Here is a 26,725-nt window from a genome sequence, read left to right on the forward strand (position 1 = left end):
CGTGCGGCGGGAGCCGCCGACGATGCAGGAGCAGACGCCGGAGCCGACGACGAAGACGGGGTCTTCGGGTTGGCAGCGGCGCGCGCTGCCTTGGCCTCGGCGAGCTTTGCAGCCTCTGCCACCTGGGCGATGGCCTCCTCGGCACGCAGCACCTTGGTGCGCATGACAGCTTCGGAGAGCTTCAGCTGGCGGTCGAGTTCCTTGGTGGAGTCGGCCGTCGCGGTCAGCTTCACGACGGCGTAGATGCCTTCGGTCTTCTTGTTGATCTCGTAAGCCAGGCGACGTCGGCCCCAGATGTCGACGCTGTCGACGGTACCGCCATCCTTGCGGATGACGTTGAGGAATTTGTCGAGGCTCGGAGCCACGGTGCGCTCATCGATTTCTGGATCGAGGATGACCATGAGTTCGTATTTGTGCGTCACTAACCCACCTCCTTTGGACTAGATCGGTCACAGACGTTCTGTGACAGGAGGGTGTGTGCAGCAGTCGCCATCCGCGTGAGAGAACCCCACTGGATGCAGACAACCTGTAGAGCCTACCAGATCAGGCATTAGAGTGGGCCAGTGAATCTCGAGCGGATCGGCCTGGTGTCACTGCACACATCGCCGCTCGCGGCTCCGGGTTCCGGTGACGCCGGCGGTATGAACGTCTACGTCGTGGCACTGGGCGAGGCGATGCACCGTGCGGGGTACGACGTCGAACTGCTCACGCGCGCGACGAGTGCCGATCAACCGCCCCTCGACCACACGGCCGGGGGAGTACCGGTGCGCTTCCTCGTGGCGGGCCCTCTCCGAGCCGTCCCCAAGCGTGACCTGCCGGCGATGGTCGGGCGCTTCCAGGGTGCCCTGGCCGAAGTCCCCCGGTTCGACGTTCTGCATTCGCACTACTGGCTGTCGGGCCTCGCCGCGCTGCCGGTGGCAGCCATGGGGGGCATTCCGCACATCCAGAGCCTGCACACGGTCGCTGCCCTCAAGAACGCGCGCCTGGCACCCGGCGACCCGGCCGAACCCACGAACCGCCTCAACTCCGAGCGGATGCTCGTGACGCGCTCCCGCGGAACGATCGTCTCGACGGCCGCCGAGCGCGATTCCATCCTCGCCGACTACCAGGCGCGCCCCGAGCGGGTGCACGTCGTGGCACCGGGTGTCGACACGACGCTGTTCCACCCCGCCCCGGTGCCTCCGGCGAGCGGGATGACCGGCAGGGCGACGCGCACAGAGAGCGGGATGACCGGCAGCACCCGCACCGCACCGCACCGTCCGTTCATCCTGACCCTGGGTCGTATCCAGCGCCTGAAGGGGCAGGACCTCGCCATCCGCACTCTCGCGGCCATCCCGCCCGCCGTGCGGCCTGACCTCGTGATCGCCGGCGCCGCGACCCCCGGAACGGAGCAGTACCTCGACGAGCTGAAGGCTCTCGCTACCGGGCTCGGCATCGCCGACCGCGTCAGGTTCGCCGGCACGCAGAGCCGCCAGGACGCAGCTCAGCTGTTGCGCGATGCGTCGCTCGTGCTAATGACCTCGCACTCCGAGACCTTCGGACTGGTCGCCCTCGAGGCGGCAGCCTCCGGTACTCCGGTGGTCGCGGGGCGCACGTCGGGCCTGGTCTCGAGCGTCTCTGACGGCGTCAGCGGTGTGCTGGTCGACGACCGCGAGCCGGCCAGCTGGGCCTGGGTCGTCTCGAGACTGCTGGGCGACCCGGTGCGCTTTGCGCAACTCTCGGCGAGCGCGACCGCCTACGGCGTCCGGCACAGCTGGAACCAGACCGCACACGAGACACTGCTGCTGTACCTGAAAGCGGCCGTGCGATAGCTGGTTAGAATTGTGGTCGCCTCTTCCCCCCTCCCTCACGCCCGCAGCGCGGTGGCAGGTGACAGATGGAAGCCGGCTTCTCCTAGCAATCTGAAAGAACGGCACGCCACATGGGTATCAAGGTCGCTATCGCTGGCGTCGGAAACTGCGCCAACTCCCTCATACAGGGTGTCACCTTCTATCGCGACGCTCCCGTCGATGAGCCGGTTCCCGGCCTCATGCACGTGCGCTTCGGCGGCCACCACGTCGGCGACATCGAGTTCGTCGCGGCCTTCGACGTCGACGCGGCCAAGGTCGGTCTCGACCTGGCCGATGCCATCTGGGCGAGCGAGAACAACACGCTGAAGTTCGCCGACGTCGCGGCGACCGGAGTGACCGTGCAGCGCGGTCCGACCTTCGACGGCCTGGGGGAGTACTACCGCCAGCTGGTCGACGAGTCGGATGCGCCGGTCGTCGACGTGGTCGCCGCCCTCCGCGAGAGCGGTGCCGACGTACTGGTCTGCTACTTGCCGGTGGGGTCAGAGGATGCCGTCAAGTCGTATGCGCAGGCCGCGATCGATGCGGGCGTCGCCTTTGTGAACGCCGTTCCCGTGTTCATCGCGAGCGACCCGGTCTGGGCGGCGAAGTTCCGCGACGCCGGGGTGCCGATCGTCGGCGACGACATCAAGAGCCAGGTCGGGGCGACCATCACGCACCGCGTGCTCGCCCGGCTGATGGAGAGCCGCGGAATCGCGCTCGACCACACCTACCAGCTGAACGTCGGCGGCAACATGGACTTCAAGAACATGCTGGAGCGCAAGCGCCTGCAGTCGAAGAAGATCTCGAAGACCCAGTCGGTCACGAGCAATATCGACGTGACACTGCCGGAACGCGACATCCACATCGGTCCGAGCGATCACGTGCCATGGCTCGACGACCGCAAGTTCGCATTCGTCAGGCTCGAGGGCCACGGTTTCGGCAATGCGCCGATCAACCTCGAGTACAAGCTCGAGGTGTGGGACTCACCGAACTCGGCCGGCGTGGTCATCGACGCCCTGCGCGCCGCGGCGATCGCCCGCGCCGCCGGACTCGGCGGCCCGGTCGAGTCGGCCTCGGCCTACTTCATGAAGAGCCCGTCTGTGCAGCACCCCGACGACGAGGCCCGGGCCCTGCTCGAGGCCTTCATCGCCGACAACACCTAGCCCCCCCCCCCCGCCCCCCAACTCAGCCCGCGTAGAAGAGGATCATCGGGGCCGGTGGGTCGCACGGAAGCCCACCGACCAGCCACATCCTCTCTTACGCTTTCGCCGCCTGCCAGGCCAGGAGGCGGCGGGTGGCCTCCTCCTCGCCGAGCGGGCCCTCTTCGAGCCGCAGCTCGAGGAGGAAGCGGTAGGCCTCGCCGACCTCGCGGCCGGGCGACAGACCCAGGATGCCCATGATCTGTTCGCCGTTCAGGTCGGGCCTGGTCGAATCCAGTTCCTCCTGCGACGCGAGCACAGCGATACGCGCCTCGAGGTCGTCGTACGCGAACGACAGGCGGTCGGCCTTTCGTACGTTTCGGGTGGTGACATCGGCCCGCACCAGGATGTGCAGTCGCTCGAGCAGCGGTCCGGCATCCCGCACGTAGCGGCGAACCGCCGAATCCGTCCAGGCGCCGTCGGTGTACCCGAAGAAGCGCAGATGCAGCTCGATGAGCCGCGAGACGGCGGCGATCGTGTCGTTGTCGTAGCGCAGCGCCTTCAGCCTGCGTTTGGCGAGCTTCGCCCCCAGAACGTCGTGGTGGTGGAACGACACCACGCCGCCGGGCTCAAGCCGCCGGGTCGCAGGCTTGCCGATGTCGTGCAGCAGCGCCGCCAGCCGCAGCACGAGGTCGGGCGATCCGTCGAGCTGCCTCGACCCCTCGAGATCGATCGCCTGGTCGAGCACCGTCAGACTGTGCTGGTAGACGTCTTTGTGGTGGTGGTGTTCGTCCATCTCCAGGCTCAGGGCGGGAACCTCCGGCAGCACGTACGCGGCCAGTCCTGAGTCGACGAGCAGCTCGATACCCCGCCGGGGAGCCGCAGACACCAGCAGTTTGCTGAGTTCTTCATTGACCCGCTCGGCCGAGATGATCTCGATGCGCCCGGCCATCTCGTCGAGCGCGAACCTGGTCTCCTCGTCGACCGTGAAACCGAGTTGGGCGGTGAACCGCACGGCCCGCATCATTCGCAGCGGGTCGTCGCCGAAGGAGACCTCGGGCGTCGACGGGGTTCTCAGGATGCCCGCGAGCAGATCATCCATACCCTTCGACGGGTCGACCAGCACGAGGTCGGGCAGGCGCAGAGCCAGTGCGTTCACGGTGAAGTCGCGTCGCAGGAGGTCGACCTCGAGTGAGGTGCCGAATTCCACGCTGGGCTTTCGTGTGGTCTGGTCGTAGACGTCGGAGCGGTACGTCGTGATCTCCACGGTCTCTCCGCCAATGCGGGCGCCGATCGTTCCGAAGGCGCGGCCGATGTCCCAGTGCGCCTCGGCCAGCGGTTTCATAATCGTGAGGATCTCGTCGGGCGTCGCATCCGTCGTCAGATCGAGGTCGTGCACGACCCGGCCGAGGAAGGCGTCGCGCACGGGACCGCCGACGAGAGCGAGCTCGTGCCCGGCCGCACGGAACGCCGCGGAGAGCAGTGAGATCGGCGGTTTCGAGGCGAGTTCGGCCAGGGAATGGAGGGAGTCCGACACGGATTGCACGTCGTTACCCTACTTGCAGAGCCTTCCCACCAGCGAGGCCTTCACGGTACCGTTCAGGCCGACACCCTAGAATCACAGGCATGGATGCGGCGTTAGATTCGGGTGTCCGCCGCAGCCCGAGACGCGTCTTCCGGCTGGCCGGAGCGGGCGGGCTCCGTCGGCTCACGGCGTCGGTGGCCGTCTCCGCGGGCCTGCTGCTCGGGATGATCGGCAGCCCCCTCACCGCGAGCGCCGACACGTCGCCCTCCCCCGCCCCGACGGTCTCCGGCCAGACGGACGGCTCGGCCCAGACAGACGGCTCGGCACAGACAGACGGCTCGGCCCAGACAGACGGTTCGGCCCAGACCCCGTCGGTCGACACCGGGGCCGTGAGCGTTGCGCTCGCTCCCGACGGCGCGGGAGTGCTCCAGCCCGGCCAGGACCTGGCGATGACGATCTCGATCACGAACACGACGTCGGCGGCGTTGCCGGCCGGCAGCATCCGCACCCTGCTCGACCGCACCCCCCTCAGCACCCGTTCCGACCTCACCGAGTGGCAGAGCCCGTCGACGGCTGACGCGTCGTCACCCGACTCGCTCGCGGTCGACCTCGCGGCGGGCAGCGTCGCCGCCGGCGCGACGGCGGTCTTCCGAACCGCCCTGCCCGCCGCGCAGCTGGGCCTCAGCGCCTGGGGTGCCTATGGCATCGAAGCCACCTACACCGCGGCGTCGACCGTCGTCGACGCGCGCAACACCGTCGTCTGGTCGGTGGGGGCCCCGGCACGGGAGACCTCCGTCGCCGTGATCATGCCGCTCACCGTGCCCGCGGGCGATCGCGGCCTCCTCACCGCAGCCGAACTCGACACCTACACCGCGCCGGGTGGTGTGCTGGCCGACAAACTGGACTCCGTGCTCGACAGTCCCGCCACGCTGGCCATCGACCCGCGCGTGATTGTGTCTATCCGTGTTCTCGGCACGGCCGCCCCCCAGTCGGCCCTGGACTGGCTGGCCCGCCTCGCCGCCGCCTCGAACCCCACCTTCTCCCTGTCGTTCGGCGATGCCGACATCGCCGTCGAACGCCAGGCCGGAGCCGTCGACCTGCTGCGACCCACCTCGTTCGACTACGCGCTTCAGAGCGCGAACTTCCAGACCGTGCCGACTCCCGACCCGTTCGCGCTGCCGGGCCAGACGGGCTCGGCCACTTCGGCCACGGGCACCGGCACCACGGCCGGCGGATCGAACACCACAGCCGCCGGTTCCGGCACCGCCGGCGGCGACACCAGCACCGGAACGCCCACACCCACGCCCACCGGCGTTCCCGCCGCCGGCACGCTCCCCACCACCTCCGAACTTCTCGCGTGGAACTACACCCGAACCGATCTCGCCTGGCCCGCCGCGGGTACCGTGACGACAGACGACCTCAACTTCTTCGCCGCCGCGGGCCTCACCACGAGCATCCTGAGCTCTGACAACGTCGCGCTGCCGGCCGAAGCAGAGACCCTCACACCCAGCGCTCCCGCAACGATCGGCGACAAGACCGCGGTCATCGTCGATTCCAGGCTTTCGGATGCCCTGCAGAACGCCACCGCGGCTACCACCGACACCGGTCGTGACGCCGCCCTCGCAGAAGTCTCGGGCATCCTCGCCGTGGTCTCGGGCCAGGCTTCGTCGTCGGCTCCGGCCCTCGTGGCGAGCCTCGGGCGTGACGCACCGTCTTCGGCCTCGGCCGTCGGCCGCTCCCTCAGCCTGCTCGAGGCACTCCCGTGGTCGACCGAGCGGGGGCTCACCGAAGTGCTGGGCGGCCCCACCCTCGGTGTGAGCGTGAAGAACAGCGACGAGTCTGCCGAACGCAAGGCAACTGTCGCCGCGATGATGTCGTACGAGCGTGAGGTCAGTGATTTCTCCTCCGTCATTGCGAAGCCGGAACTCCTGACCGGCCTGCAGCGCGCCACCCTGATGGCGGTGCTCGCCCAGTCATGGGCAGACGATCCGGCCGGCCGCACGATCGCCGAGGCGGCCTACGCCACCCTCGCCGAGAACGCCCTCGGCTCGGTGAAGATCATCGACGGCAGCAACATCAACCTCTTCGCCACGAGCAGCGAGGTTCCGGTGCTCATCAGCAACGACCTGGCCGAGGCAGTCACCGTCGAGTTGCAGGTCACCCCGTCGAACGGCCGGCTCGTGGTGGAGCCCGGGCGCATCGAGGTCGTGGTCGAGGCGAAGTCGCAGAAGACGGCACGCGTACCCGTGAAGGCGGCGGTGGCCAGCGGCGAAGTGAATCTGCGCCTGCAGCTCTTCAATCCCCGCGGTGTCGAGATCGACCAGGCGGCGCCCCGGCAGATCAATGTGAGCGCCGACTGGGAGGGCATCGGAACGATCGTGATCGCCGTGTTGGCGGCCCTTCTGCTGGCCTTCGGCATCGTGCGGCAGGTCATGAAGCGCCGGCGTCTGGAGCGCGGCGTCGCCCCCGGCAATGCCGCGGGTGCTGCCCCGGGCAGCTCCGACACCCTCACCGAGGAGACCCCGAATGGCTGAGCGCACCATCGGCCGCTCCAGCGCCCTGCTCGCCGGCGGCACGATCGTCTCGCGCATCCTGGGCTTCGTGAAGACCATCGTGCTCATCCAGGCCATCGGCGTCTTCGCGGTCGGTGACGCCTTCGCCGCCGCGAACCAGCTGCCGAACACCATCTATGTGATCGTCGCCGGTGGCGCGCTCAGCGCGGTTCTGGTACCCCAGATCGTTCAGAGTGCCCTGCATCTCGACGGCGGCAGGGCCTACATCAACAAGCTCGTGACCATCGCCCTGGTCGTTCTCGCCGGGGCGGCCCTCGTCGCGACCCTGCTCGCGCCGTTACTCGTCTCGATCACCGTGAACGACTTCGCACCCGAGCAGGCATCGCTCGCCACCGCCTTCGCCTACTGGTGCCTGCCGCAGATCTTCTTCTACGGCGTCTACACGATCCTCGGCGAGGTTCTGAACGCCCGGAACTCCTTCGGGCCCTTCACTCTCGCCCCCATCGTCAACAACCTGATCGCGCTCATCGGGCTCATCGTCTTCCTCGCCGTCTACGGGTCGGATGCGGCCGGTGCCCGGCCGTTCGCGTGGTGGACGCCCGACTCGATCGCCGTGCTGGCCGGAACGGCGACGCTGGGTATCGCCGTGCAGGGCCTCATCCTGTTCGCCTTCTGGCGCCGGGTGGGCCTGAGCTACCGTCCCGACTTCCGCTGGAAGGGCGTCGGACTGGCCCAGACCGGCCGCATCGCGGGCTGGTCGTTCGGCATGATCCTCGTCACGACCGGCGCGGGCCTGGTCGAGACCAACGTCGTCTCGACCGCCTCGGGCAGCGACGCCTCCGTCGCTGTGCTGCAGTACGCCTGGCTGATCTTCATGCTGCCGCACTCCATCGTCGCCGTCTCCATCGCAACCGCCTACTTCACTCGGATGAGTGAGAACGCCAGCGCCAAGAGGCTCGACCTCGTCAGGGCCGACATCGCGGCATCCATACGCCAGATCACGGTCGTCATGGTGCTTGCGGCGGTCGTGCTGCTCACAGCCGCCTACCCCTTCGGCCGGGTCTTCGCCGAGGACTACGCGGGCGCGCTCGCGATCGGCAACGTGCTGATCGCCTTCCTGATCGGGCTGCCCGCGTTCAGTATCCTGTTCGTGCTGCAGCGGGCCTTCTTCGCGCTCGGCGACACACGCACACCGTTCTTCACGACCGTCTTCCAGTCCGTCTTCTTCGCCCTCGGCTGTCTCGTCGTACTGCTCATCGCCCCGAAAGACGTCGTGGGCGCGAGCGTTGCGCTCATGCTGTCGATCGCCGGCATCATGCAGGCCCTCCTGCTGGGGATCCTGCTGCACCGCAAGCTCGGCGGGGGTCTCAGCCGTACCGTGTCGAGCTTCGCGAAGGACGCCCTGGCAGCCCTGCCGGCCTCGATCGCCGGGTTTGTGGTGTTCTTCCTGCTGGGCGGGAACTTCGACGACGGGTTCTCGATGTCGGGCCGCTTCCCCGCGATCGTGTCGATGGTGCTGATCGGGCTGGTCATGCTCGGCGTGTATGCGCTCGCCCTTCGGGTGGTGCGCTCGAACGAGTTGAGCGACGCCCTGGGGCCGATCGTGCGGCGCCTCAGGCGCTCGTAGGCCGTAGCCCGTAGCCCGTGACCCTCCGCCCGAGCGTCAGCGCGGCAGCTCCGACAGGAACCCGCGCAACAACTCGATGACCGGGGCTGCCGGGAACAGCGTGTTCGCGTGCCCGCGACCCGGCAGCGGCTCGAAACGCGCGTCCGGCATCAGCCGTGCGGCCCGTTCGGAATCGAGGTAGCGCGGCCGGTCATCCGTGCCCGCAAGAAGCAGGGTGGGGGTCAGGATGCCCGCCAGCCGTGCCTCATCGACGCCCTGTTCGACCTGCAGCTGCCGAAAGTACGCGCGCAGTGCCTCGGGGTCGTTGGCGAGGAACGCCCGGGTCGTCGCAGGATCGATGGACGCCCCGGACCGGGCCTCCCAGCCGTCGATGAACCCGCGCATCCCACCCCGGCGGAGGGCCTCGTCGTATCCCTCGAAGAACAGGCTGGAGACGGCGCCCGCGCCGATGCGGTAGGTGCCCCCGGCCGAGGTGAGGGAGAGCATCCGTTCAGGGTGTGCGTCGGCGAGCGAGAAGCCCACCCGTGCGCCGAAGGAGTATCCGAAGTAGTGCGCGGCGTCGATGCCCGCAGCATCGTAGACAGCGAGCACGTCGGCGACCACCAGCGGCATCGCGTAGTCAGCGGGGTCGTGCGGCTTGCCACTCAGCCCGTGACCGCGCATGTCGATGAGCACGAGGCGGTATTCGTCGCGCAGCGCAGCGACGTAGCCGAAGCCGCGCCAGATGGCCCTCGAGAGTGCCGATCCATGCACCAGCACGAGGGGTGTGCCCTGCCCGACCTCCTGGAAGGCGATGCGGGTTCCGTCGAGGGGATTGAAGGCTTCGCTCACCCCTCCATCATGCCTGTGAGCCACCCGTGGCACCGGAATATGCGGCGGATAGGATGTGTTGAGGCCTTCGTAGCACAAAAGCCGGTGACACCGTCGCCGCGATCAAGGAGCTTGTCGATGCGACAGATAATCATCATCGGGTCCGGTCCCGCCGGTTTCACCGCCGCCATCTACGCTGCGCGAGCCGGCCTCCAGCCGCTGCTCATCGCGTCGAGCGTCGAAGCCGGTGGCGAGCTCATGAAGACCACAGAGGTCGAGAACTTCCCGGGCTTTCCGGAGGGCATCCAGGGCCCAGACCTCATGACGAAGCTGCAGGAGCAGGCCGAGAAGTTCGGTACCGAGGTTCTGCTCGACGATGTGACCAGCGTCGACTTCTCGGGCGACATCAAGAAGGTCTCCACCGGGTACAGCGGCGACTTCGAAGCCCAGGCTGTCATCTTCTCCACCGGTTCTGCCTACCGCAAGCTCGGTCTCGAAGACGAAGAGCGTCTGAGCGGCCGCGGTGTCTCCTGGTGCGCGACCTGCGACGGGTTCTTCTTCAAGAAGAAGACGATCGCCGTCATCGGCGGCGGTGACTCCGCCATGGAGGAGGCGACCTTCCTCACCCGGTTCGCCGAGAAGGTCTACCTCATCCACCGCAAGGACTCGCTGCGGGCATCCAAGATCATGCAGGAGCGCGCGTTCGCGAACGACAAGATCGAATTCGTCTTCAACTCGGCCGTGGTCGGCATCGAGGGCGAGAACACGGTCGAGGGTCTGGAACTCGAGAACACGAAGACCGGTGAGTTCAGCGATCTGGCGGTACAGGGTCTGTTCGTGGCCATCGGCAACGACCCCCGCACCCACCTCGTGCACGGCCAGCTCGACCTCACCGCTTCGGGCACCATCGCCGTCTCGGGTCGGTCGTCGAAGACCAACATCGCCGGTGTCTTCGCAGCCGGCGACGTCATCGACGACACCTACCGCCAGGCGGCAACCGCCGCCGCATCGGGAACCGTCGCAGCCCTCGACGCAGAGCACTACCTCGCGGGTTTAGCGGAGGCCTCCTCCATCGCTGAGCTGCGCGAGGCAGAGGCTGAAATCGAGCTCGTCGAGAGCCTGCAGTCCTAAAAGTCATCCAAATTACCTGATCAGATGCTGTTTATCTGGTCTGAACAGAAAGTGAGAACTCCTATGTCAAGCGCCCTCTCCGTCACCGATGCCAGCTTCGAAGCAGACGTCCTGAACTCAGAAGACACCATCCTGGTCGACTTCTGGGCGGAATGGTGCGGCCCCTGTCGCGCGGTCTCGCCCATTCTCGACCAGATCGCCGATGAGCACTCGAGCAAGATCCGTATCGTAAAGCTGAACGTCGACGACAACCCTCAGACCGCAGCCAAGTACCAGATCACGTCGATTCCGGCGATGAAGGTCTACCGCGGTGGAGAGGTCGTCAAGACCATCATCGGCGCGAAGCCCAAGGCGGCACTTGAGAACGACCTCGCCGACTACCTCGCCTAGAGCGAGGCTCTCGACAGAACCACCCACTGCGGTGTGCCAGCACGGCTGAGCACAGCGGTGCACGGGTCCGGGCCACATGTTGTGTGGCGCCGGGCCCTTTTTCGTTTCGATAGCATGGAATTTCGCCTCTTGATGGAAGTGCACGTGAACAGCCAAAACACCCCGTCGACATCGGGTACCAACCTCGATCCCTGGTACAACAACTACGCCGACCGCGCGGCCGGGCTGTCTGTGTCAGAGGTGCGGGCCCTGTTCGCTGTCGCCTCGCGGCCCGAGGTCGTCTCTCTCGCCGGCGGTATGCCCTACGTCTCCGCGCTGCCCCGCGACCTCGTCATCGACTCCATGAACCGGGTCATGGTCGATCACGGTCCGGTTGCCCTGCAGTACGGGTCTGGCCAGGGCGTACCGAAGCTCCGCGAGCACATTCTCGAGGTGATGGCGCTGGAGGGCATCCGGGGCAGTGTCGACGACGTCGTCGTGACGACCGGTTCGCAGCAGGCGCTCGACCTCATCACCAAGCTCTTCATCAACCCGGGCGATGTCATCCTGGCGGAGGCGCCCAGCTACGTCGGTGCCATCGGGGTGTTCCGTTCCTACCAGGCCGATGTCGAGCACGTTCTGATGGACGATGACGGCTTGATTCCGGATGCACTGCGGGAGGCCATCGCCCGGGTACGGGTGTCGGGTCGCACGATCAAATTCCTCTACACGATCCCGAACTTCCACAACCCCGCCGGAGTGACGCTCTCGGCCTCGAGGCGCGAGGAGATCCTGCAGATCTGCCGGTCCGAGGGCATCCTCGTGCTGGAGGACAACCCGTACGGGCTCCTGTACTTCGACGGTCCGCCGCCGCCCGCGCTGCGCAGCACAGAAGACGAGGGAGTGATCTACCTCGGATCGTTCTCCAAGACTCTGGCGCCCGGTTTTCGCATCGGTTGGGCGATCGCACCGCACGCTATTCGGGAGAAGCTTGTCCTGGCCGCAGAATCTGCGATCCTCTGCCCGAGCTCGTTCAGCCAGCTCGTCATCTCCGAATACCTCGAGACGGCGGACTGGAAGGGGCAGATCAGCACCTTCCGTGGTGTCTACGAAGAGCGCAAGAACACCATGATCTCGGCTCTGACGGAGTACCTGCCCGAGCTGTCGTGGACGACCCCGAACGGCGGCTTCTACGTGTGGGTGACCCTGCCCGACTACCTCGACACGAAGCAGATGCTTCCCCGGGCGGTGAAAGAGCTGGTGGCCTACACCCCCGGCACGGCGTTCTACGCCGATGGGGGAGGCCGCAACAAGATCCGGTTGTCCTTCTGCTACCCCACTCCCGAGCAGATCAGACTGGGCATCCGGCGCCTCACCACCGTCATTCACGGTGAAATGGATCTGCTGGAGTCCTTTCACGCGACCGGGCCTCTGCAGACCATCCGTTCTTCTCCCTCGTTCTCTGCCCCACCACCAGACATGGACTGACAATGACCGACACCAGAGAAATCCGTACCGTCGTCGTGCTGGCTGGAGGCATCTCGCACGAACGTGAGGTGTCGCTCCGGTCGGGACGCCGCGTCGCCGACAGCCTCCTCACCAGGGGTCACAGGGTCATCATGCGAGAGCCAGACGGCTCTCTGCTCGCATACCTCACGGAGACGTCACCAGACCTGGTCTGGCCAGCGCTGCACGGCGCAAGCGGTGAAGACGGCTCGTTGCGCGCCCTGCTGGATGCCCAGGGTGTCGCCTACGTCGGGTCGGAAGCTGCTGCGGCACAACTCGCCTGGCACAAACCGACAGCGAAAGTGCTGGTGTCTCGTGCCGGCTACCGTACGCCTGATTCGATCACCCTCCCACGCGAAACGTTCCGCGAGCTCGGGGCGTCACAGGTTCTCGACGGCGTCCTGAAACATCTCGGCACACCGGTGGTCGTCAAACCGGCCATGGGAGGCTCCGCGCAGGGCGTGACGGTGGTCGAAACGGAGGCCGATCTGCCCCGTGCCGTGGTCGATGCCTACACGTACGGTGAGACGGCGTTGATCGAGCGCAAGGTGTCAGGCACCGAGATCTCGGTCGGAGTCATCGACACCGGAGACGGCCCGTTTGCTCTACCTGCTGTCGAAATCGTGCCCCGATCAGGGGTTTATTCTTTCGAGGCTCGGTACAATGCGGGCGAGACCCAGTTCTACACGCCGGCGCGCATCGACGATGCTTCGGCGGCCAGAGCTGGCGAAGCGGCTTTGGCGATCCATCTGGCACTCGGACTCCGACACATCTCCCGCATCGACCTCATCATCGACAGTGATGGGCTGCCGTGGTTCCTCGAGGCGAACGTGCTGCCCGGCCTCACCGAGACGTCGTTGGTGCCGCAGGGAATCCTCGCCGCCGGGCTCGACCTGGGTTCTGTCTACGAAGCACTCGGCGAAGTGGCGATCCGCGACGCACGCTGACGGGCTAGCGCGTCGAAGGGCTCACGCTGACACGATAGCGCGCCGGGCGGTAGCTGGTTGGGCGGTAGCTGGCTGGGCGGTAGCGCGCTGGGGTAGCGCCGCGCCGTCGCGCTACTCGAACCGCGGCCCGTTCGAACCGAAGGTTGACTCGCCCATCTCCTGCAGGATCCGGTTGAGGTCCTGGATCGTCGCGAAGTCGATGACGATCTGGCCCCTCGTTGCGCCCAAACTGACTTTGACCCGGGTGTTGAGGCGGTCGCCGAGGCGTTCCGCGATCTCGTCCAGGTGGTCGTTCCGACGTCCGGCCGTCGGCCGGACCCTCTTGGCACGCGGAGCCCGGGAGGCGGCGGCCTCGGCGGCTCGCACGGAAAGGTCTTCGTTGACGATCTTGTCGGCGAGGCGGCTCATTTCGTCGACGTCGACCACTGAGAGGATAGCTCGGGCATGTCCTGCGCTCAGTACGCCCGCCGCCACGCGTTTCTGCACCGCCGTCGGAAGTTTCAGCAACCTGATGGTGTTCGTGATCTGCGGCCGGGAGCGGCCGATGCGGTTGGCGAGCTCGTCCTGGGTGATGTCGAAGTCCGAGAGCAGCTGCTGGTACGCCGATGCCTCTTCCAGGGGGTTCAACTGCGAGCGGTGGAGATTCTCGAGCAGCGCATCGCGCAGCATGTTCTCGTCTGCGGTGTCTTTGATCACCGCGGGAATCGCCGAGAGTCCCAGTTCCTTGCTGGCCCGCAGCCGCCGCTCCCCCATGACGAGTTCGTACTGGAGGGGTTCTCCAGCGATCGTCGGCAGCTCGCGCACGACGATCGGCTGCAGCACGCCCACTTCGCGGATGGAATCGACCAACTCGGCGAGATCGTCGGCGTCGAAGTCGGTTCTCGGCTGTTTTGCGTTCGGAACGATGGATTTCGGGTCGAGACTCGCGAGTTTCGCGCCAGGAACCGACAGCAGCTCGGTCTCGGGTTCGCCGCGGTCGGCGAAGAACACGTCCACTGGGCTGCCCGAACGGGATTCGTCCTGTGTGGGGATCAGTGAACCGATACCCCGTCCGAGCCCGGTCCTCTTCGGATTAGCCATTCGTCTCTGCTCCTCGTCGTGCGATTTCTGATGCGGCCTCGAGGTACGAAAGTGCACCTGTCGACTGTGGATCGTAACTGATGACCGTCTGGCCGTAACTCGGGGCCTCCGAGATCCTGACGGTACGGGGGATGATGGCCGTCAGAGTCTGCGCGGGGAAATGGGTGCGCACATCTTCTGCGACCTGCGTTGCCAGACGCGTCCGCCCGTCATACATCGTCAGAAGGATGGTCGAGACCGCAAGCTTGGGATTGAGATGCTTCTCGATGAGCGCAATGTTCGAGAGCAATTGGCTGAGCCCCTCGAGGGCGTAGTACTCACACTGTATCGGGATGAGCACTTCGCGCGCTGCAACGAAGGCGTTGATCGTCAGTAACCCGAGTGACGGTGGGCAGTCGATGAAGACGTAGTTATACGGCTCGCCGGCATCTGCGCTCCGCTGAAGATAGCCGTCGAGGCTCTCGCGAAGACGCAACTCGCGAGCGACCATCGGAACCAGCTCGATCTCCGCGCCCGCGAGATGGATCGTGGCGGGGGCGCAGTACAGGCGGTCGAACTCAGGGCTCTTCTGCACGACCTCTTCGAGTGGCAGGTCATGGATCAGCAGGTCGTACACACTGGGGGTGTCTGAGCGATGGTCTGCTCCGACGGCCGTGGAGGCGTTGCCCTGCGGGTCCAGGTCGATGACGAGGACCTTTGCGCCCGTCTTAGCCAGGGCTGCCGCCAGGTTCACCGTCGTGGTCGTTTTCCCCACTCCGCCCTTTTGATTCGCGATGGTGAATACGCGTGTCTCGTGGGGGAGAGGGTACTCCGCGGCCACTACAGCACGACGGCGTTTGGATAGGTCTGCGATTTCACGGGCCAGCGGCGTGGAAGCGTCGTAACCGGAGGACTCAGCTGGCATGTCGTCTTTCTGTGTTGCTCGTGATTCGGAGGAGGGTTTCACGTGAAACATTGCCGGAGCGGGGGTGGTGAGCGGTCACCAGAATCCACTGACGGATGTTTCACGTGAAACATCCGTGCTCTTCGCTACTTCACAGTAGCGGTGATGACCCGTGTGACATCGTCGAGAACTCCCAGGCCAAGCTCATGCACTTCAACGTCGCTCAACGCGAAGCGGCGAATCTGCTTACCGGCCGCCTCGATCTCCGCGCCTGCGCCCGCGCCCTTCATGAGCACCAACTCGCCACCCGGACGCACCAAAGGTGCGCACATCGGGATGAGCTTCGCGAAAGCCCTCACCGCGCGCGCAGTGATCTGATCCAGCCCGCCGGTGAAACCCACGTCTTCAGCACGGCCACGCATCACGGTGACATTACTCAGGGAGAGTTCGGCAGCCTGATCGTTGAGCCACTTCACCCGACGCTCCATCGGCTCGATCAGAACGAAGTCGACCTCGGGCCGGGCGATGGCCAGAACCAACCCCGGCAAGCCCGCGCCACTCCCGACGTCACCGACGCGGCCAGGCTTCATCAGGGGGGCGACGATCGCGCAGTTCAGGATGTGGCGGCTCCACAGACGCGGAAGCTCCAGTGGCCCGATCAGGCCGTATTCTTCGCCGTGGACGGCGAGATTGGCAGTGAACTGACGGGCGACGTCGAGTGTCGGACCGAAGATCGTGGCAGCCGCCGAGGGTTCAGCCTCGAGTTCATCAGGTAGGTTCACAAATCCAACTCAGGCCGCACTGACCACAGTGTGACGATCCCGGCCTTCACCCTCCGAATTGGAGACGAACCCGCGCTCAGCGACGATGTCGTGCACCACCTTGCGCTCGTACGACGACATGGGCGCAAGGGCGACGGCGGACTCTCCACCGACCTCGATGCGATCGATGGCCGACGCCACAAGCCGCCCCAGCTCCGCCTCACGGATCTGGCGACTACCCCCCACATCGAGGATCAGGCGGGAGAACCCACCCGTCTTGGTCTGTACGGCCAGACGCGTGAGCTCCTGCAGGGCCTGCACCGTGTCGGGGTTCGACAGCAGCCTGAGGTTGCTGTCCTCCGAGGAGTTCACCGACACGTAGGCACGACCACCACGAGCGTCGATGTCGATGTCTCCGTCGAGATCGCAGATGTCGAGCAACTCCTCGATGTAGTCCGCTGCAATGTCGCCCTCCTCTTCGAGGGTGCCCTCTGCAACGCCACCGGTCGCCTCCGCAACACCACCGGGCGCCTCCGCAGCGCCACCAGTGGCCCCCGCAGCGCCACCAGTGGCCCCCGCAGCGCCACCAGTGGCCTCCGCAGCACCGTCGGGCGCCCCGTCAATCACGCCAGTCGCCTCACCGGTCGCACCAGCCCCTGAACCGGCATAGCCGCCGGCCGCAGCGCTGACATCGACCTCGCTGTCGACCCCCGTCGTGGTGATCTCACTCACGTCGCTCACTTCTTCTCACCCTGTTTCTTGGCTCTGGTCTTGCCCACCGGCTGCTGGCGCTGGGTCGTTTTCGGAGCCTCGAGGATCACGTGGTTGACCGTGCCGTCGGCTGCCGCGACAACGTTCAATTTACCCTTCTTCGCCAACCGGGCTTCGCGCGCCTTGGCCGCCTCGCTACCGGGTGTCGGCATGTTGCGGATCACCAGGAACTGCTGCCCCATGGTCCAGAAGTTCGAGGTCAGCCAGTAGAACATCACGCCGAGCGGGAAGCTGAAACCCGAGAACGCGAACACGAGCGGCAGGATGTACAGCAGAATGCGCTGCTGCTTGAACATCGGGCTGTTCTTGGCCTCGGGGGACTGGTTGCGCGACATGATCTGCAGCTGGGTGATGAACTGCGAACCGGTCATCAGAATCACCATGACGACCGCGATGATCATCACCGCGACATCCCCGGTGACCGTCGCCTGCTGGAAGCTCTCGTGCAGCGGGGCCACACCGAAGAGCTTGGCGTTACCGAACTGCAGGGCCAGGTCGGAGTTCAGCCAGAAAACGCCGGCCGTACCCTTCTGGGCATCGTTCAGCACAGAGAACAGGGAGAAGAAGATCGGCATCTGCAGCAAGAGCGGCAGGCACGAACTCAGGGGGTTCGTGCCTGTCTTCTTGTAGAGCTCCATCGTCTCCCGCGACATCGCCTCGCGCGAGAACTGGTCTTTCTTGCCCTTGTACTTGTCCTGGATCTTCTTCAGCTGCGGCGCGACTTCGAGCATCTTCCGCTGGCTCTTGATCTGCTTGACGAAGATCGGAATCAGAGCCGCCCTGATCACGAGGACCATGCCGACGATCGACAGAACCCAGGTCAGGCCTTCGGCCGGCTCCATGCCGAGACCCGAGAGGATGGTGTGGAACAGCACGAGCAGTCCCTCGACCACCCATTTGATGGGCCACAGGATGGTGCTGATAAAACCGGGGATGTCCATGCTTCGGGTTAGCCCTTTCCTTGGCTACTGGCTACGACGAAACCGAATCTGGTGACACGGAAGTGTTGTCTGCGGAGGGGAGGAACGTCATCGATCCCGCCCGCCGCCCACGGATTGCACCGCACGAGACGGTACGCTCCGAGCGCTGTGCCGACGAAGAGGCCCCGCTGCTGGATCGCTTGCAGGGTATACGACGAACATGAGGGGTAGTAGCGGCAGACGTCGCCGTAGAGCGGGGAGATGACAGCCCGGTAGGTCCGCAGAAGCAACACCGCAATGTTCCGGGGCAGAAGATAAGCGCCGATGACGAGCGTACGGATGATCGGCAGAAGAGCCGGCGGGGCCACCGCCGTCATGGAGCTCACGAGAGCACCGCCGCTTTGGTGAACGACCGGCTGACCTCGGCGCGCAGCGCCTCATATGACAGGACGGCCGTACCCGGAAGGGCGCGGATCACAATCTCGGCGCCAGGCTCGACCTGCGCCTGCAGCGCGTAACAGACCGCCTTCAGCCGACGGCGGACGAGGTTTCGGGTCACGGCGACACCGACCGCCTTCGACACGATGAAACCGAACCTCGCCGTAGCCCCGCCGGGTCGGCGAACGTAGGTCACCGTGTTCGGGGCCACGAACCTGGCACCGCGACGTACGGCAGCACGATAGTCATCTGCTGTCGTCACCCGAGCGGTCTTGGCCAGCACCTGAAGCGGAAATCGCGTGGAAGGAGGCGGAGGCCTAAGCGGAGAGCTCGGTACGGCCCTTACGACGACGTGCCGAAAGGATCGAACGGCCGGCGCGCGTACGCATACGCAGACGGAAGCCGTGCACCTTGGCGCGACGACGGTTGTTCGGCTGGAAGGTTCTCTTGCTCATGATGTGTTCTCCGTGACCCGGGCGGCAAGCGCCGGGAAGCTTCGTAAGGTGTGCCGATGCACACAAGTCAACTGATTAAAACTACGGCCTGAGGCGGGAATGGTCAAACCGGATCGGCCCAAACGCCCAATTATCCACAGTCGTTTACCAGTGGGTGTCGAAGACACGCCAAACCCCGACACAATCAACTTGATCTCGGTCTCGCCAGTCACTAGCTTAGGTCCTTAGGTTTGTGACGGCGATCCCGGGGGGCGCGGTCATCCGCACGTCCTGCAGTTCCCCGCAGCCGCTTGGGCTCACACATCCGTTCCGACAGGAGTTCCATGGCCGACGATCCCGGTTCACCGGAAGCCAACTGGCGCACTGTTCTCGACACTCTCTCCACCGACGAGCGCATCACTCCCCAGTTGCACGGTTTTCTCGGCCTGGTCGTTCCCAAGGGCATCATGGCGGGATCGTTCTACCTCGAAGTGCCCAACGATCTGACCCGCGGGATGCTCGAGCAGCGCATCCGGGTCCCCCTGCTGTCTGCGCTCGGCAGACTCGACGAGTCGTACGGGGTGAGCAACTTCGCGGTGGTGGTCAATCCCGATATCGGTGGGAACGACTACCTCAAGCAGGCGGAGGTCATCGAAATCGTTCCCGCCCCCGCGGCCGGATACGTCGAGACCACCCCGGTACAGGAGACCGTCGGGCCGCTGCGCAACAACGACACCCGGCTGAACCCGAAGTACAGCTTCGACAACTTCGTCATCGGTGGCTCGAACCGGTTCGCGCACGCCGCCGCCGTCGCCGTGGCCGAAGCGCCGGCGAAAGCGTACAACCCGCTCTTCATCTACGGTGACTCCGGCCTCGGCAAGACACACCTGTTGCACGCCATCGGCCACTACGCGATGAGCCTCTACCCGGGAGTGCGAGTGCGTTACGTGAGTTCCGAGGAATTCACGAACGACTTCATCAACTCGATCGCCAACAACCGCGGTGCTGCGTTTCATTCGAGGTACCGCGACATCGATCTTCTGCTGATCGACGACATCCAGTTCCTTCAGGGCAAAGCGGAGACCCAGGAAGCCTTCTTCCACACCTTCAACACGCTGCACGACCACAACAAACAGGTCGTCATCACCAGCGACCTCCCGCCGAAGCACCTCACGGGCTTCGAAGACCGGATGCGCACACGCTTCGAGTGGGGTCTGATCACCGATGTGCAGACACCCGACCTCGAGACGCGCATCGCCATCCTTCGCAAGAAGGCGCAGAGCGAGCGCCTCCAGGTTCCCGACGAGATCCTCGAGTACATGGCCTCCAAGGTCTCCTCGAACGTGCGGGAACTGGAGGGCACCCTCATCCGCGTGACCGCGTATGCCAGCCTCACCCGCAATCCGGTCGACCTCGCCCTGGTACAGACGGTACTGAAAGACCTGATCACGCTCGACGACGACAATGTGATCGCGCCGGTCGACATCATCGGCCACACCGCCGAGTACTTCAAACTGAGCGTCGACGACCTGTACGGCTCGTCACGGTCGCAGGCCATAGCCACGGCCCGCCAGATCGCCATGTACCTGTGCCGGGAGCTGACGAGTCTGTCGCTGCCCAAGATCGGGCAACTCTTCGGTGGTCGCGACCACACCACCGTCATGTACGCGAACAACAAGATCGGCAAACTCATGACCGAGAAGCGTTCGATCTACAACCAGGTCACCGAAATCAGCAGCCGCATCAAGCACAACCAGCGGTACAAGGGCATCTGAGCCGCTTTTCACACGGCGGTATTCCTGATTCCACATGTTGTGCACAACCCTGTGCATAACTGCCGTCAACATGTTGAACGGTTGTGGAGGCCTGTGGGATCGGGGTGCACGGCCACAGCTCTTCACCCCGGTAATTACAAGAAGTTAACTCGGTCATTCAACAAGTCACACGGCTGTAGTTTCCCGCTGAATGCTGTGATCCGAACGGGTTATCCACATATCCACGTCGGTTAAGAAGATTAACAAGAAATCCATTAAACAATCCGGCCAATAACTTCTACAGGCGCCGAACTGCGTCGTGCCCAGCTCTTCGAAGAAGCGCACATGCAGTCCGACGCCACGGGCTAACATTGACCGACCGACACGGACAAACTGAGGTGAAGAGTGAAGTTCCAAGCCAACAGAGACGTTTTCAGCGAAGCCGTATCGTTCGCCGTCAAGCTGCTGCCGCAACGAACCACCCTGCCGATCCTGAGCGGCGTGCTCATCGAAGCGAGCGGTGACGGGCTGACTCTGTCGTCCTTCGACTACGAGGTGTCGTCCCAGACGCAGATCACCGCCGATGTCGAGGAGCCCGGTCGCGTTCTCGTCTCCGGCCGTCTGCTGTCAGACATCGCGAACCGTCTCCCGAATGCCCCCGTGCGCTTCTACACCGAAGACACCCACATCATCGTCACCGCCGGCTCTGCCAAGTTCACCCTGCTGAACATGCCGGTCGAGGAATATCCCAGCCTGCCCGTCGTGGGTGACCAGTCCGGCCTGCTCAAATCCGACGAGTTCTCGGCTGCGATCGCCCAGGTGGCCGTCGCCGCCTCCCGAGACGATGTCACACCGGTCATCACCGGCGTACAGCTCGAGATCTCCGACAACAGCCTCTCCCTCGTGGCAACGGACCGCTACCGCGTTGCGGTCCGCAACATCGACTGGGACTCAGGCACGTCGAGCATCGACACCGCGACCGCGCTGGTTCCGGCCAAGACGCTGCAGGAGATCGGCAAGACCTTCGGAAACAGCGGCACCATCTCGGTGGCCATCACCAACACCGACGACCGCGAACTGATCGCGTTCAAGGCCGACCGCAAGACGGTCACATCGCTGCTGATCAAGGGAAACTTCCCACCGGTCAAGAGGCTCTTTCCCGAGTCGGTCGACAACTACGCCGTCATCAACACGGCCGACCTCATCGAGGCGACGAGGCGTGTCTCCCTGGTTCTCGAGCGCGAGGCAGCGCTGCGTTTCACGTTCACCATCGACGGTGTCACCCTCGAAGCCATCGGATCGGAGCAGGCACAGGCGTCGGAGTCGATCGACGCGCTGCTCACCGGCACCGACACCGTGGTGTCGCTGAAGCCGCAGTTCCTGCTCGACGGGCTCGGGGCGGTGAAGTCGGAGTACGTGCGCATCTCGTTCACCAAGACCGACAACCCGAACAAGCCCGGTCCCGTGCTGATCACGAGCCAGTCGTCGAAAGACCAGCCGGGCTCCGACGACTACAAGTACCTGCTCCAACCGAACCTGCTTCTGCGCTAGGGAGACAAAATGAACCTCGGACTCATCGGCCTCGGAAAAATGGGCAACAACATGCGTGAGCGTCTGCGCGCGGCCGACATCGACGTGGTCGGCTACGACAGCAACCCTGCGGTGAGCGACGTGGCCGACCTGGCAGCGCTCGCCAAGGCCCTGCCCGCCCCCCGCATCGTTTGGGTCATGGTGCCGGCCGGCAAGATCACCGACTCCGTCATCCGTGACCTCTCCGAGGTTCTCGACGAGGGCGACCTCATCATCGACGGTGGCAACTCGCGGTTCACCGAAGACTTCGCGCACTCCGAGCTTCTCGCTCCGAAGGGCATCACCTTCGTCGATGCTGGTGTCTCGGGCGGTATCTGGGGTCTGAAGAACGGTTACGGCCTGATGGTCGGCGGCCGTGACGAAGATGTGGCGCGCGCGATGCCCATCTTCGACGCCCTCCGTCCTGAGGGTCCGCGCGAAGAAGGGTTCGTGCACGCGGGTGAGGTCGGCGCCGGCCACTACGCCAAGATGGTGCACAACGGCATCGAGTATGCGCTGATGCAGGCATACGCCGAGGGGTACGAACTTCTCGACACCAAGAAGGACATCATCAAAGATGTCACCGGAACCTTCAAGGCCTGGCAGCGCGGAACCGTCGTTCGCTCCTGGCTGCTCGAGCTGCTGGTTCTCGCCCTCGAACAGGATCCCGAGTTCGAAGACATCGAAGGCTACGTCGACGATTCCGGCGAAGGCCGGTGGACCATCGAGGAGGCCCTGGCCAACGCGGTGCCCGTCCCCACGATCAGCGCTTCCATCTTCGCTCGCTTCGTCTCCCGCCAGGAGGACTCACCGTCGATGAAGGCCGTCGCCGCACTCCGCAACCAGTTCGGTGGCCACGCCGTCAAGAAGGCCGACTGACCCGAGTTCTGGCACCCGCTCGCCGTCGTTCTGCGGGGCCTGAACCCGCCAGGTATCCGTGTTAGTCCGTCACCTCAGCCTCACCGACTTTCGCAACTATCCCGTTGCCGAGGTCGAGTTGAGCGCCGGGCCGAATCTGTTCGTCGGCAGCAACGGTCAGGGCAAGACCAATCTCGTCGAGGCACTCGGCTACCTCAGTACGCTCGGTTCGCACCGGGTGTCGAGCGACCAGGCCCTGATCCGCAGTGGGCAGCAGTCAGCGGTCATCCGGGCCCGGCTCGAGCATGCCGGGCGGGAGATTCTCGTCGAGGTTCAGATCAACAGGTCCGAGGCGAACCGGGCCCAGGTGAATCGCTCGGTCACCAAGGTGCGGGAGATTCCCCGGTTCTTCTCGAGCGTGCTGTTCGCACCCGAAGACCTCGCCCTGGTGCGCGGCGATCCTTCCGGCCGTCGACGGTTCATCGACCAGCTGCTCTTCGCGCGGAGTCCGCGGCTGGCCGGGGTCGCGAGCGACTACGACCGGGTGCTCCGCCAACGAAACACTCTGCTGAAGTCGGTGCGCAGCTCGGGAGTCAAAGGCAACCAGCTCTCCACACTGGAGATCTGGGATGACCGACTCATCACCCTCGGCGCCGAGATCATCACCGAACGCGACGCCCTGGTAGCCCTCCTGCGACCCCACGTCGAAGCGGCCTACCGTGCGGTGGCCGGTTCAGACCATTCCCCGAAGCTCACCAGCAGACTGAGCATTCTGTCACCGGCACCAACGGACGACGACTTGGACGACCAGACCGCAGCCTCCTCGATCTCTCTCGGTTCACCTTTCCGACGTGAGTCGGTCGAGGCACAGTTCCGGGCAGCTGTCGCCGGTGTGCGTCGCCAGGAGTTGGAACGGGGAATCACTCTCTGCGGGCCGCACCGCGACGACATCGTGTTCGAACTGAACGGGCTGCCTGCCAAGGGGTATGCCAGCCACGGTGAATCGTGGTCTTTCGCGTTGGCGCTCAAGATCGCCTCGGCCGACCTGCTCAGGGCGGACTCGTCGACGGGGGATCCCGTCGTCATCCTCGACGACGTGTTCGCCGAGCTCGATAAGGCTCGGCGAACACGATTGGCAGCTGCCGTGGCCGACTATGAGCAGGTGCTGATCACGGCTGCGGTGTTCGGCGATGTTCCCGTCGAACTGACCGCCCGAACCGTGCACATCGCAGCGGGCACGATCGTTGGGGAACCGACCGATGCCTGACGAGACTGCGGGTGACGAAGGGGCCGTTCCGGAGACAGAGTCCCAGGCTGTCTACCTGCGCTTCAAGCGCGCGTTCGGCGACGCGAAGTCGATGAGTCGCACGAGACTGCGGCAGCGTCGGCAACCGGTCGGTGAAACGATTCCGTATGGAACGGGGAGAGACCCCCGGGGCATCAGTTCGGTCATGGATTCCCTGACGAATGAGCTGGGCTGGTCGGGTTCGCTCGCCAAATCCGACCTCATGTTGGCGTGGTCGCAGATTGCGGGGGCCGAAACAGCCGAACACAGTCATCCGGTAGGTATCACCGACGCTGTTCTGAGCGTTCAGTGCGATTCGACAGCGTGGGCCACACAGTTGAGACATATGCGCACGATGATCATGACGCGCATCGCCCAGGAGTACCCCGACGCGGGTATCGAGTCTGTGAGGTTTTTGGCCCCGGACGCCCCATCGTGGAAAAGAGGCTCCAGATCAATTCCAGGGCGGGGTCCACGCGATACCTATGGGTAGCAAGGCAAAACAGGTCACCGACCAAAAATAAACGCCCCAGAACGCCTTCAAAGCGACGGCGGCGAGCGATGGTTTGGTAGAATGAAGGGTCTTCTCACCCCTCGTTGGAGCCCATATATCTATGACATCCCCACTTGACCAGTCCGACTCCGAAGAGGAATATGGCGCCGATGCCATCCAGATTCTCGAGGGGCTCGAGGCGGTTCGCAAACGGCCCGGCATGTACATCGGCTCGACCGGTCCGAGGGGATTGCACCACCTGGTCTACGAGATCGTCGACAACTCGGTCGACGAGGCGCTCGCGGGTTACTGCGACACGATTCTCATCACGATTCTGAAAGACGGCGGCCTTCGCGTCGTCGACAACGGCCGCGGAATCCCGGTCGACCTGAACAAGCACGAGAACAAGTCGACGGTCGAGGTCGTCCTGACCATCCTGCACGCCGGCGGAAAGTTCGGTGGTGGCGGGTACTCCGTCTCGGGCGGGCTGCACGGGGTCGGCAGCTCTGTCGTGAACGCGCTCTCTGCCGAGCTCGACGTAGAGGTGCGCCGCCAGGGGCACGTCTACCGCCAGAGCTACAAGCACGGTGTGCCGCAGGCGCCGCTCGAGCAGGGCGAGGCTTCGACCGAGACGGGCACGACGATCTCGTTCTGGCCGAGCCGTCAGACCTTCGAGACCGTCGAGTTCGACTATGAGACACTCCGCGCGCGTTTCCAGCAGATGGCATTCCTCAACAAGGGGCTGCGTCTCACGCTCACCGATGAGCGTGGCGAAGACGATGTCGTCGTCAGCTACCTCTATGAAAGAGGCCTCGTCGATTACGTCGAGTACCTCAACCGGGCGAAGAAGAACGAGCTGGTCCACGAGGAGGTCATCTCGTTCGAGAGCGAGGCCGCCGATCGCAAGATCTCGCTCGAGGTCGCGATGCAGTGGACGAACGGATACACCGAGAGTGTGCACACCTACGCGAACACCATCAACACGCACGAGGGCGGTACCCATGAAGAGGGATTCCGTGCTGCTCTGACCTCGCTGGTGAATCGTTACGCCCGTGAGAAGGGCATCATCAAGGAGAAAGACGAGAACCTCACGGGTGACGACGTTCGTGAAGGGTTGACCGCCGTCATCTCCGTCAAGCTCGCCGAGCCCCAGTTCGAAGGCCAGACCAAGACCAAGCTCGGCAACACCGAGGCGAAGGCGTTCGTGCAGCGCGTGGCCGGCAAAGAACTCGCGGACTGGTTCGACCGCAAGCCGACAGAGGCCCGCGAGATCATCCGCAAGGCCATCCAGGCGTCGCAGGCCCGAATGGCAGCCCGCAAGGCGCGCGAGCAGACCCGTCGGAAGGGCCTGCTCGAGGGTGGAGGCATGCCCGGCAAACTGAAGGACTGCTCGAGCCGTGACCCGGTGAAGAGCGAGATCTTCATCGTCGAGGGTGACTCGGCCGGTGGCTCGGCCATCCAGGGCCGAAACCCCGAGACCCAGGCCATCCTGCCCCTCCGCGGCAAGATCCTGAACGTCGAGAAGGCGAGACTCGACCGCGCCCTCGGCAACAATGAGGTGCAGGCGATGATCACGGCGTTCGGCGCCGGCATCGGCGAGGACTTCAACCCCGACAAGGCCCGGTACCACAAGATCGTGCTCATGGCCGATGCCGACGTGGATGGCCAGCACATCACGACGCTGCTGCTCACCCTGGTGTTCCGCTATATGCGGCCGCTCATCGAACTCGGTTATGTGTACCTCGCCATGCCCCCGCTCTACCGGCTCAAGTGGTCGAATGCGCCGCACGAGTACGTGTACTCCGACGCCGAGCGAGATGCCCTGCTCGAGCACGGCGCCGCCACCGGCAAGCGCATTCCGAAGGAGAATGCCATCCAGCGCTACAAGGGTCTCGGCGAGATGGACTACCGCGAGCTGTGGGACACGACGATGGACCCGGCGACACGCACCCTTCGCCAGATCACCCTCGACGATGCTGCCGCGGCCGACCAGATCTTCTCGACGCTGATGGGTGAAGATGTCGAATCCCGGCGTAACTTCATCCAGAAGAATGCCAAAGACGTCCGTTTTCTCGACATCTAG

Annotated in this window: 24 protein-coding genes and 1 pseudogene; 14 read left to right on the forward strand and 11 right to left on the reverse strand. The window is 64.8% G+C overall.

The genetic code is table 11. From position 1 onward, the window contains the following. Nucleotides 1-71 precede the first annotated feature (71 nt). Nucleotides 72-401, reverse strand: a pseudogene (gene rpsF, locus B7R24_RS17895) (30S ribosomal protein S6); the annotation flags it as partial. Between the two features lie 162 nt (nucleotides 402-563). On the opposite strand from rpsF, the gene B7R24_RS00580 reads away from it, so the two are divergent. Together B7R24_RS00580 and B7R24_RS00585 are read left to right on the forward strand one after the other, a co-directional pair. Further along, the gene (locus tag B7R24_RS00580; RefSeq protein ID WP_116417042.1) at nucleotides 564-1,811 is read left to right on the forward strand and encodes a glycosyltransferase; all 1,248 of its coding nucleotides are present in this window, start codon (nucleotides 564-566) and stop codon (nucleotides 1,809-1,811) included. Nucleotides 1,812-1,921: 110 nt separating this feature from the next. Continuing rightward, a complete protein-coding gene (locus tag B7R24_RS00585) occupies nucleotides 1,922-2,992 on the forward strand; it encodes an inositol-3-phosphate synthase (protein WP_116417043.1) in 1,071 nt (356 codons plus the stop codon). 94 nt (nucleotides 2,993-3,086) lie between these two features. On the opposite strand, the gene B7R24_RS00590 is transcribed toward B7R24_RS00585, so the two are convergent. Continuing rightward, entirely contained in the window at nucleotides 3,087-4,514 is a 1,428-nt protein-coding gene (locus tag B7R24_RS00590; protein ID WP_116417044.1) for a CCA tRNA nucleotidyltransferase, read from the reverse strand. Nucleotides 4,515-4,594: 80 nt separating this feature from the next. Between B7R24_RS00590 and B7R24_RS00595 the strand changes: the two genes are divergently transcribed. Both B7R24_RS00595 and murJ read left to right on the forward strand, forming a co-directional pair. Then, a complete protein-coding gene (locus tag B7R24_RS00595; protein WP_116417045.1) occupies nucleotides 4,595-7,027 on the forward strand; it encodes a DUF6049 family protein in 2,433 nt (810 codons plus the stop codon). Continuing rightward, entirely contained in the window at nucleotides 7,020-8,633 is a 1,614-nt protein-coding gene (gene murJ / locus B7R24_RS00600) for a murein biosynthesis integral membrane protein MurJ (protein ID WP_116417046.1), read from the forward strand. Before B7R24_RS00595 ends, murJ begins: the two co-directional genes overlap by 8 nt. 36 nt (nucleotides 8,634-8,669) lie before the next feature. Here the strand turns inward: murJ and B7R24_RS00605 are convergent, their stop codons facing one another. Further along, a complete protein-coding gene (locus tag B7R24_RS00605; RefSeq protein WP_116417047.1) occupies nucleotides 8,670-9,464 on the reverse strand; it encodes an alpha/beta fold hydrolase in 795 nt (264 codons plus the stop codon). 117 nt (nucleotides 9,465-9,581) lie between these two features. Here B7R24_RS00605 and trxB point away from each other — a divergent pair, with 117 nt between their 5' ends. The 4 genes from trxB to B7R24_RS00625 all read left to right on the forward strand — a co-directional run bounded on the left by trxB (nucleotide 9,582) and on the right by B7R24_RS00625 (nucleotide 13,396). Further along, nucleotides 9,582-10,574 carry a thioredoxin-disulfide reductase gene (trxB, locus tag B7R24_RS00610; protein WP_116417048.1) on the forward strand — a complete coding sequence of 331 codons (993 nt, stop codon included), beginning with the start codon at nucleotides 9,582-9,584 and terminating at the stop codon, nucleotides 10,572-10,574. Nucleotides 10,575-10,637: 63 nt separating this feature from the next. Next, nucleotides 10,638-10,964 carry a thioredoxin gene (gene trxA / locus B7R24_RS00615; protein WP_116417049.1) on the forward strand — a complete coding sequence of 109 codons (327 nt, stop codon included), beginning with the start codon at nucleotides 10,638-10,640 and terminating at the stop codon, nucleotides 10,962-10,964. A gap of 132 nt (nucleotides 10,965-11,096) precedes the next feature. After that, a complete protein-coding gene (locus B7R24_RS00620) occupies nucleotides 11,097-12,431 on the forward strand; it encodes a PLP-dependent aminotransferase family protein (RefSeq protein WP_116417050.1) in 1,335 nt (444 codons plus the stop codon). 2 nt (nucleotides 12,432-12,433) lie between these two features. Then, a complete protein-coding gene (locus B7R24_RS00625; protein WP_116417051.1) occupies nucleotides 12,434-13,396 on the forward strand; it encodes a D-alanine--D-alanine ligase family protein in 963 nt (320 codons plus the stop codon). 111 nt (nucleotides 13,397-13,507) lie between these two features. Here the strand turns inward: B7R24_RS00625 and B7R24_RS00630 are convergent, their stop codons facing one another. The 8 genes from B7R24_RS00630 to rpmH all read right to left on the reverse strand — a co-directional run bounded on the left by B7R24_RS00630 (nucleotide 13,508) and on the right by rpmH (nucleotide 18,704). Continuing rightward, complete coding sequence (locus B7R24_RS00630) at nucleotides 13,508-14,476, reverse strand: ParB/RepB/Spo0J family partition protein (RefSeq protein WP_116417052.1); 969 nt, start codon at nucleotides 14,474-14,476, stop codon at nucleotides 13,508-13,510. After that, on the reverse strand, nucleotides 14,469-15,380 hold the full coding sequence (locus B7R24_RS00635; protein WP_116417053.1) for a ParA family protein: 912 nt from the start codon (nucleotides 15,378-15,380) through the stop codon (nucleotides 14,469-14,471). Before B7R24_RS00635 ends, B7R24_RS00630 begins: the two co-directional genes overlap by 8 nt. 125 nt (nucleotides 15,381-15,505) lie before the next feature. Next, nucleotides 15,506-16,141, reverse strand: a complete 636-nt coding sequence (rsmG, locus tag B7R24_RS00640; RefSeq protein WP_116417054.1) for a 16S rRNA (guanine(527)-N(7))-methyltransferase RsmG — start codon at nucleotides 16,139-16,141, stop codon at nucleotides 15,506-15,508. Between the two features lie 9 nt (nucleotides 16,142-16,150). Then, nucleotides 16,151-16,843, reverse strand: coding sequence for a protein jag (locus tag B7R24_RS00645; RefSeq protein WP_437123497.1), 693 nt, complete (start codon nucleotides 16,841-16,843; stop codon nucleotides 16,151-16,153). Nucleotides 16,844-16,857: 14 nt separating this feature from the next. Continuing rightward, nucleotides 16,858-17,832: a membrane protein insertase YidC gene (gene yidC, locus B7R24_RS00650; RefSeq protein WP_116417055.1), complete on the reverse strand. Its 975-nt coding sequence runs from the start codon at nucleotides 17,830-17,832 to the stop codon at nucleotides 16,858-16,860. 8 nt (nucleotides 17,833-17,840) lie between these two features. Next, nucleotides 17,841-18,188 carry a membrane protein insertion efficiency factor YidD gene (gene yidD / locus B7R24_RS00655; RefSeq protein ID WP_116417293.1) on the reverse strand — a complete coding sequence of 116 codons (348 nt, stop codon included), beginning with the start codon at nucleotides 18,186-18,188 and terminating at the stop codon, nucleotides 17,841-17,843. A 5-nt stretch (nucleotides 18,189-18,193) separates the two neighbouring features. Next, nucleotides 18,194-18,532 carry a ribonuclease P protein component gene (rnpA, locus tag B7R24_RS00660; RefSeq protein ID WP_116417056.1) on the reverse strand — a complete coding sequence of 113 codons (339 nt, stop codon included), beginning with the start codon at nucleotides 18,530-18,532 and terminating at the stop codon, nucleotides 18,194-18,196. Nucleotides 18,533-18,566: 34 nt separating this feature from the next. Beyond that, complete coding sequence (gene rpmH / locus B7R24_RS00665; RefSeq protein ID WP_055810406.1) at nucleotides 18,567-18,704, reverse strand: 50S ribosomal protein L34; 138 nt, start codon at nucleotides 18,702-18,704, stop codon at nucleotides 18,567-18,569. 323 nt (nucleotides 18,705-19,027) lie between these two features. Here rpmH and dnaA point away from each other — a divergent pair, with 323 nt between their 5' ends. From dnaA to gyrB, 6 genes are all read left to right on the forward strand, one after another. Then, a complete protein-coding gene (dnaA, locus tag B7R24_RS00670; protein WP_116417057.1) occupies nucleotides 19,028-20,458 on the forward strand; it encodes a chromosomal replication initiator protein DnaA in 1,431 nt (476 codons plus the stop codon). A gap of 384 nt (nucleotides 20,459-20,842) precedes the next feature. Then, nucleotides 20,843-21,988, forward strand: a complete 1,146-nt coding sequence (gene dnaN / locus B7R24_RS00675; RefSeq protein ID WP_116417058.1) for a DNA polymerase III subunit beta — start codon at nucleotides 20,843-20,845, stop codon at nucleotides 21,986-21,988. Between the two features lie 9 nt (nucleotides 21,989-21,997). Then, a complete protein-coding gene (gnd, locus tag B7R24_RS00680; protein WP_116417059.1) occupies nucleotides 21,998-22,885 on the forward strand; it encodes a phosphogluconate dehydrogenase (NAD(+)-dependent, decarboxylating) in 888 nt (295 codons plus the stop codon). Nucleotides 22,886-22,943: 58 nt separating this feature from the next. Beyond that, a complete protein-coding gene (gene recF, locus B7R24_RS00685) occupies nucleotides 22,944-24,131 on the forward strand; it encodes a DNA replication/repair protein RecF (RefSeq protein WP_116417060.1) in 1,188 nt (395 codons plus the stop codon). 184 nt (nucleotides 24,132-24,315) lie between these two features. Continuing rightward, nucleotides 24,316-24,642, forward strand: coding sequence for a DUF721 domain-containing protein (locus B7R24_RS17900; RefSeq protein WP_253259181.1), 327 nt, complete (start codon nucleotides 24,316-24,318; stop codon nucleotides 24,640-24,642). Nucleotides 24,643-24,763: 121 nt separating this feature from the next. Beyond that, a complete protein-coding gene (gyrB, locus tag B7R24_RS00695) occupies nucleotides 24,764-26,725 on the forward strand; it encodes a DNA topoisomerase (ATP-hydrolyzing) subunit B (protein ID WP_116417062.1) in 1,962 nt (653 codons plus the stop codon).

The organism is Subtercola boreus (assembly GCF_003399645.1).
Classification (GTDB): Bacteria; Actinomycetota; Actinomycetes; order Actinomycetales; family Microbacteriaceae; genus Subtercola; species Subtercola boreus_A.

What these genes read in the sequence shown, in the direction of transcription:
- B7R24_RS00585 (WP_116417043.1), top strand. Translation starts at nt 1,922, where the DNA reads ATGGGTATCAAGGTCGCTATCGCTGGCGTCGGAAACTGCGCCAACTCC.
- B7R24_RS17900 (WP_253259181.1), top strand. Translation starts at nt 24,316, where the DNA reads ATGGATTCCCTGACGAATGAGCTGGGCTGGTCGGGTTCGCTCGCCAAA.
- B7R24_RS00595 (WP_116417045.1), top strand. Translation starts at nt 4,595, where the DNA reads ATGGATGCGGCGTTAGATTCGGGTGTCCGCCGCAGCCCGAGACGCGTC.
- rpmH (WP_055810406.1), bottom strand. Translation starts at nt 18,704, where the DNA reads ATGAGCAAGAGAACCTTCCAGCCGAACAACCGTCGTCGCGCCAAGGTG.
- yidC (WP_116417055.1), bottom strand. Translation starts at nt 17,832, where the DNA reads ATGGACATCCCCGGTTTTATCAGCACCATCCTGTGGCCCATCAAATGG.
- yidD (WP_116417293.1), bottom strand. Translation starts at nt 18,188, where the DNA reads ATGACGGCGGTGGCCCCGCCGGCTCTTCTGCCGATCATCCGTACGCTC.
- murJ (WP_116417046.1), top strand. Translation starts at nt 7,020, where the DNA reads ATGGCTGAGCGCACCATCGGCCGCTCCAGCGCCCTGCTCGCCGGCGGC.
- gyrB (WP_116417062.1), top strand. Translation starts at nt 24,764, where the DNA reads ATGACATCCCCACTTGACCAGTCCGACTCCGAAGAGGAATATGGCGCC.
- B7R24_RS00625 (WP_116417051.1), top strand. Translation starts at nt 12,434, where the DNA reads ATGACCGACACCAGAGAAATCCGTACCGTCGTCGTGCTGGCTGGAGGC.
- trxA (WP_116417049.1), top strand. Translation starts at nt 10,638, where the DNA reads ATGTCAAGCGCCCTCTCCGTCACCGATGCCAGCTTCGAAGCAGACGTC.
- B7R24_RS00620 (WP_116417050.1), top strand. Translation starts at nt 11,097, where the DNA reads ATGGAAGTGCACGTGAACAGCCAAAACACCCCGTCGACATCGGGTACC.
- gnd (WP_116417059.1), top strand. Translation starts at nt 21,998, where the DNA reads ATGAACCTCGGACTCATCGGCCTCGGAAAAATGGGCAACAACATGCGT.
- B7R24_RS00630 (WP_116417052.1), bottom strand. Translation starts at nt 14,476, where the DNA reads ATGGCTAATCCGAAGAGGACCGGGCTCGGACGGGGTATCGGTTCACTG.
- B7R24_RS00635 (WP_116417053.1), bottom strand. Translation starts at nt 15,380, where the DNA reads ATGCCAGCTGAGTCCTCCGGTTACGACGCTTCCACGCCGCTGGCCCGT.
- dnaA (WP_116417057.1), top strand. Translation starts at nt 19,028, where the DNA reads ATGGCCGACGATCCCGGTTCACCGGAAGCCAACTGGCGCACTGTTCTC.
- trxB (WP_116417048.1), top strand. Translation starts at nt 9,582, where the DNA reads ATGCGACAGATAATCATCATCGGGTCCGGTCCCGCCGGTTTCACCGCC.